Below are 6,003 nucleotides of genomic sequence, written 5' to 3' on the forward strand. Positions count from 1 at the left end.
TCCAGGCCCGGATCGAGGAGGCCGCGGGGCTCGCCGCCGCGATCGAGCTCGACGTGGTCGAGGCGATGCCCGTGACGCTGCCGCGCATCCGGCCCTCGACCTATCTGGGCAAGGGCCGGGTCGAGGAGATCGCCGGCCTCGTGCGCGCCCGCGAGATCGGCCTCGTGGTGATGGATTGCGCCCTCTCGCCGGTGCAGCAGCGCAACCTCGAGAAGGCGTGGGGCGCCAAGGTCATCGACCGCACCGGCCTGATCCTGGAGATCTTCGGGCGCCGCGCCTCCACCCGCGAGGGCACGCTTCAGGTCGAGCACGCGCACCTCGCCTACCAACGCTCGCGCCTCGTGCGGTCCTGGACCCACCTCGAGCGCCAGCGCGGCGGCTTCGGCTTCCTGGGCGGCCCCGGCGAGACCCAGATCGAGGCCGATCGGCGCATGATCCAGGAGCGCATGACCCGGATCGAGCGCGACCTCGACGCGGTCACCCGCACCCGCGGCCTGCACCGGCAGAGCCGGGCGCGCGTGCCCTACCCGATCGTGGCGCTGGTCGGCTACACGAACGCCGGCAAGTCGACGCTGTTCAACGCGCTCACCAAGGCGCAGGTGGTGGCGCAGGACATGCTCTTCGCCACCCTCGACCCGACCGCGCGCGCCACCAAGCTGCCGCACGGCGAGACCGTGATCCTCTCCGACACGGTGGGCTTCATCTCCGACCTGCCGACCTCGCTGATCGCCGCCTTCCGGGCGACGCTGGAGGACGTGATCGAGGCTGACATCCTGCTGCACGTGCGCGACGTCTCGCACGGCGACACGGAGGCCCAGGCCGAGGATGTGGGTCAGGTGCTGCGCGAGCTCGGCATCGAGGACGCGGCGGACCGGGTCATCGAGGTCTGGAACAAGGCCGACCTCCTCGACGCGGACGAGCGCACCCGCCTGCTCAACCTCAGCCGCAAGGGCAACACGACCCAGCGCAACGACCGCGACAGCGCGGCGCCCGTGCTGGTCTCGGCGGTCACCGGGGAGGGGCTCTCCGCGCTGACCAGCCGGATCGAGGCCCGGATCGCGCGTTCCCGCTCGACCTTCGCGGTGGTGCTGCCGCCCGAGGACGGAGCCGCGCTCAACTGGCTCTACGAGAACGCCGAGGTGCTCGACCGGCGCATGGAGGAGGGCGGCACGCTGCATCTGGCCGTGCGGGTCGCGCCCGAGAAGGAGCCGCGCTTCCTCAACCGCTTCGGCGCGGCCCGCCGCCTCACCCGAGCCGAGTAGGCGGCCGATGCGCGGCGCGCAGCACGCCCGCGCCGCCCGGCGGCTGATGCAGGCCGCCAACGGCGGGCGCCTCCTCGCCCTGCGGGTCGTCATCGTGCTCGTGCTGCTGATGGCGGCGCAGGCCTATGACGGCTCGCTGCACCAGCTCAGCCACTGGGTCATCCTCGTGCTCTACGCGGGGAGTTCCGTCTGGTTCGCGCTGGCCGAGCGGGGCGGCGGGCGTCGGGCCGACAGCTACGCCTGGGCCGGCACGCTGCTCAACGCGGGGCTCGCCGTCTACGTCATCGTCGAGCACCTGCTGGCGGGCGCTGATTCCGCGGGCGCGGCCGACGCGGTGAGCCGCCTGCCCGCCTTCCTGCTGCTGCTGCAGACGGCGCTCAGCGTGCGGGTCTGGCACACGGCGCTCTACGCCGGCATCGTGGCGAGCGCCTGGGGGATCGCGCTGCTGATGGCGGCCGCGCACCCGACCGGCATGCTCGGGCCCCATGTCGATCTCTCCGAGCAGGTGCCGGCGCTCCTCACCTTCACGGCGGCGAGCCTCGTGGTGATCGACGGGATCTCGCGCCTGCGCGGGGCGGTGGCCGAGGCCCTGCGCCTGGAGCACGAGCGCACGCTGCTCGCCCGTTTCGTGCCCGAGGACGTCGCCGAGGACCTCGCCCGCGAGGGCGGCCTCGGCAGCGTGCGCCGCCGCCACGCCTGCCTGATGGTCCTCGACATAAGGGGCTTCTCGCGGCTCAGCGCCGAGCACCCGCCCGAGACCATGGTGGAGGCGCTGCTGGCCTTCCGGGCGCTCGCGCAGGGGACGGTCGCCGAGCACGGCGGCCTCGTCGACAAGTACGTGGGCGACGCGGTGCTGGCCCAGTTCGTGATGGGCGAGCCCGAGGATCAGGCCCGCGGGGCGCTCGCCTGCGCGCGCGCCGTCCGGACGCGGGTCGCGGCGCTCAACCGGGCGCGGGCGCAGGCGGGCCGCTTCCCGCTGCGGGTCGCCGTGGCGCTGCACGCGGGCGAACTCCTCGTCGGCATCTTCGACGACGGCGTGCGGGCCGAGTACACGGTGCTGGGGCCGGCCATGAACACGCTGGCACGGCTCGAGGCGCGCACCAAGGCGGCCAACCTCGACATCGCGGCGTCGGGCGAGTTCCTGCGCCTGACCGGCCCGATCCTGCCCGAGAACCTCACCGTCGCGCCGGTGGAGGACGGCGGCAACCCGCCCCTGTTCGCGGTGGGCGAGGGGCGCCGCCGCATCTCGGCCTGAGGGGAGGCAGAGCGCGCCCTACGGCGTCCAACGGTAGAGCCAGGTCTCGCTCACCGGCCGGTCGCCCCGCCGGAGCTGCAGGCGCAGCTCGCTCGCCCGCTCGCTGCCGGGATCGAGCTCGAAGGCGACGCGGGCCCTGGTCCCCGGCGTCTCGGCCCCCGGATCGGGCAGGAGCTGCTGCCGGGTGATCGTGCCGGGGGCGGCCGAGAGCGCGAGGTCGAGCCCGCCCGCCCCGGCGAGCGCCTCCCCGGCGAAATCGACCAGGAACAGGCGGCGCGAGCCCGCGCTGCCGCGCCCGCCCCGGCTCGCCGCGACGCGGGCGAGCGGCGGCGGCGCGGGCCGGTCCCAGCCCCAGTGCTGGCGGTAGGCGACGCGCAACGCGCCGTCCTTGGGGAGGGTCTCCTTCGGCCGCCAGTAGGCCAGCACGTTCTCGTTGGCCTCCGAATCGCTCGGGATCTCGAGGAGCACGACGCTGCCCTGCCCCCAGTCGCCCTGCGGCTCCAGCCAGAGGGAGGGGCGGCTCTCCCAGTGCTGCACGTCGTCCTCGTAGTCGCGGAAGGCGCGGGCCCGCTGCATCAGGCCGAAGCCGCGGGGGTTCGCGTCCACGAAGGCGGAGATCTGCAGGGCGTCCGGGTTGTGCACCGGGCGCCAGATCTGCTCGCCGGAACCGTTGGCGATGGCGAGCCCGTCGGTGGCGTGCACGGCCGAGCGGGCGTCGTCCACGCTGCGCCGGTCGAGGGGGCCGAACAGGTAGCTCGCCTGGCAGCCGCCGAGGCCGACATGGTCGAGCGGCTGGCGGGCGAAGATCGCCGCCTCGACGTCGCAGATCGTGGCGCGCGCTTCCGGGGCGATGCGGAAGCTGAGCGCCGCGACCGCCGACTCGGACTCGACCAGCGCGTGCAGCACCAGCGGCCCGCCCGCCTCCGGCCGCTCGGCGTAGAGCGCGCGGAACAGCGGGAACTCCTCGCCGCGCGCGTCGGCCGGGCGCAGCGTCAGCGAGCGCGCGGTGACGCCGAGCGCCTGGCCGGGGGCGCAGAGCCGGAAGAACGAGGCGCCCTGGAACACCCCGATCTCGGCCGGGTCGCCGCCCGCGATCCGCGCCCGCAGGCGCAGGCCCGAATGGCCCGCCTCCGGGGCGAGGTCCGGCAGGGCGAGCCCCTCCGCCTGGAAGCGCGAGCGGTCGTAGGGCAGGGGGCGGACCTGCCCGCCCTCCACCAGGAAGAGCTGGACCGGGTGGGTGAAGATCGAGCCGCGGGGCAGGGGTTCCAGGGTCCAGCCGGGATCCTCGCCCTCCCAGACCGCGCGGCCGGGCGCGGTGCGGATCGCCGCGTAGGCGTCGCGGCCGAGCTCGCGCGCGGCGGCCGGCAGGTCGTCGGTGCGCGGCGCGACGTAGGGACCGCGCGCCCGCTCGCGGGCATGGGCGACCAGGGCCTCGCGGTCGAAGGGCGCGCCGGGGCCGGGCAGCGGCGGCGGCTCGGCGGCCCGGGCCGGGCGAGACCCGAGCGCGGCTCCCGCGGCGAGGCCCGCGGCCAGCACCGCGCGGCGGGTCGGGGCGGCGAGGGAGGCTGTGTCGGTCGGCAGGATCGGGCGCCTTGTCGGTAGGGAACGGGAGGTTTGGGCACCTCACTAGCACGCCCCGCGCTGAACCGGCCCTTAAGGATGCGGCGCGGACCCATCGCTCCGGAGCCGCGCCCTCTCGCGGAACGGGCGCGCTCGGACATCTCGGGCGGTCACTCCCGCGTCCTCCCTCCCCCCTCTGCGGGGAAGGGAGGAGCGTCGAGCCCATCCGCCGCCCGGCCCGCGCCGCCCTGCCCTTGCGCGCAGACCGCGAAGCCGCCATCCGTGTCCCGATTCTGACAAAGCCCTGAGGACGAGCGGATGAGCGAGCAGACCCGGCGCAGCCTGACGGCGATCGTGCTGGCGGCCGGCAAGGGCACGCGGATGCGCTCCGACCTGCCGAAGGTGCTGCACCGGATCGCCGGCCGGAGCATGCTCGGCCACGTGCTCGCCGCCGCGCAAGAGGCCGGCGCCGACCGGATCGCCGTGGTGGCCGAGCCCGGCCGGCAGGATGTCACCGCCGAGATCGGGCGGCAGGCGCCGGGCGCCCGGGTCTTCGGCCAGGCCGAGCGCCTGGGCACCGCCCACGCGGTGCTCGCCGCCCGCGCGGCGCTGGAGGAGGGCGACGACGTGGTGGTGGCCTTCGGCGACACGCCGCTGATCACCGGCGCCACCCTGGCGCGGCTGCGCGCGCCGCTGGCCGCGGGCGCCGCGGTCGCGGTGCTCGCCTTCGAGAGCGACGACCCGACGGGCTACGGCCGGGTGCTCACCGAGGGCGGGCGCCCGGACGGCCGCGTCTTGGCGATCCGCGAGCAGAAGGACGCGAGCGCGGCCGAGCTTGCCGTGCGGCTGTGCAATGCCGGGCTGATGGCGCTCTCGGGCGAGCACGCGCTCGGGCTCCTCACGCGCATCCGCAACGACAACGCGGCGGGCGAGTACTACCTGCCGGACGCGGTGGCGCTGGCGGTGGCCGACGGGCTCGACGTCGCGATGGTGCCGGTGGCCGAGGCCGAGGCGCAGGGCGTCAACGACCGCGTGCAGCTCGCCGAGGCCGAGGCCGTGATCCAGGCGCGCCTGCGCCGCGCGGCGATGCTGGGGGGCGCGACGCTCATCGCGCCGGACACCGTTTTCCTGAGCTACGACACGGTGTTGGGTCGCGACGTTGTGGTGGAGCCTCATGTCGTGTTCGACACCGGGGTCGTGGTCGCGGACGGCTGCGTGGTCCACGCCTTCGCGCATCTGAAGGACGTGCGGCTGGAAGCCTCCGTCAGCATCGGGCCCTTCGTCCGCCTGCGCGGCGGGGCGGTGCTGGAGGCGGGCTCCGCGATCGGCAACTTCGTGGAGCTGAAGAACGCCCGCCTCGGCCCCGGCGCCAAGGCCGCCCACCTCACCTATCTGGGCGACGCCGAGATCGGCGCGCGGGCCAACATCGGCGCCGGCACCATCACCTGCAACTACGACGGCGTCTCCAAGCACCGCACCACGATCGGCGCGGGCGCCTTCATCGGCTCGAACTCGGCGCTGGTCGCGCCCGTGACGGTGGGGGCGGGCGCCTACGTGGCCTCCGGCTCGGTGATCACCGACGCCGTGCCGGAGGGGGCGCTGGCGGTCGCGCGCGGCCGGCAGGCGACGAAGCCGGGCTGGGCGGAGGCGAAGCGCGCGGCGCTGCTGGCGAAGAAGGGCGAGGTGAAGAAAGCGTAGGTTTATCAGTATTCTGAACCGGCGATCTCAAGCGCCTGCCGAAGTTGCGAACACGCAGATCGGCAACGTGCTCTCTCTCCCGCGCAGAGGCAGGGCGATCGCACATGGGGGGCCTCTCCTGCCTCGGATCGCGCCTGAACCGCACCGCCCCCCCTCTCCCATAGGGAGAGGGTTGGGGTGAGGGGTATGACCTCACAGGACTGAGCACGCCATCGACGCGCGTTCAGC

Annotated in this window: 4 protein-coding genes; 3 read left to right on the forward strand and 1 reads right to left on the reverse strand. The window is 74.7% G+C overall.

The window, feature by feature from the left end:
• Both hflX and AX737_RS27815 read left to right on the forward strand, forming a co-directional pair.
• The coding region (gene hflX / locus AX737_RS27810; protein WP_066927100.1) for a GTPase HflX at positions 1-1,262 on the forward strand (1,262 nt) is incomplete at its 5' end.
• Positions 1,263-1,269: 7 nt separating this feature from the next.
• Positions 1,270-2,517 (forward strand): adenylate/guanylate cyclase domain-containing protein, encoded by a 1,248-nt coding sequence (locus AX737_RS27815; protein WP_066927101.1) that lies wholly within the window; start codon positions 1,270-1,272, stop codon positions 2,515-2,517.
• Between the two features lie 18 nt (positions 2,518-2,535).
• Here the strand turns inward: AX737_RS27815 and AX737_RS27820 are convergent, their stop codons facing one another.
• Positions 2,536-4,053, reverse strand: coding sequence for a glucan biosynthesis protein D (locus AX737_RS27820; RefSeq protein ID WP_238230123.1), 1,518 nt, complete (start codon positions 4,051-4,053; stop codon positions 2,536-2,538).
• Between the two features lie 342 nt (positions 4,054-4,395).
• Between AX737_RS27820 and glmU the strand changes: the two genes are divergently transcribed.
• Positions 4,396-5,775, forward strand: a complete 1,380-nt coding sequence (gene glmU, locus AX737_RS27825) for a bifunctional UDP-N-acetylglucosamine diphosphorylase/glucosamine-1-phosphate N-acetyltransferase GlmU (protein WP_066927103.1) — start codon at positions 4,396-4,398, stop codon at positions 5,773-5,775.
• Positions 5,776-6,003: the final 228 nt, after the last annotated feature.

The sequence above is a fragment of the Methylobacterium sp. CCH5-D2 genome (assembly GCF_001556475.1).
Taxonomy (GTDB): Bacteria; Pseudomonadota; Alphaproteobacteria; order Rhizobiales; family Beijerinckiaceae; genus Methylobacterium; species Methylobacterium hispanicum.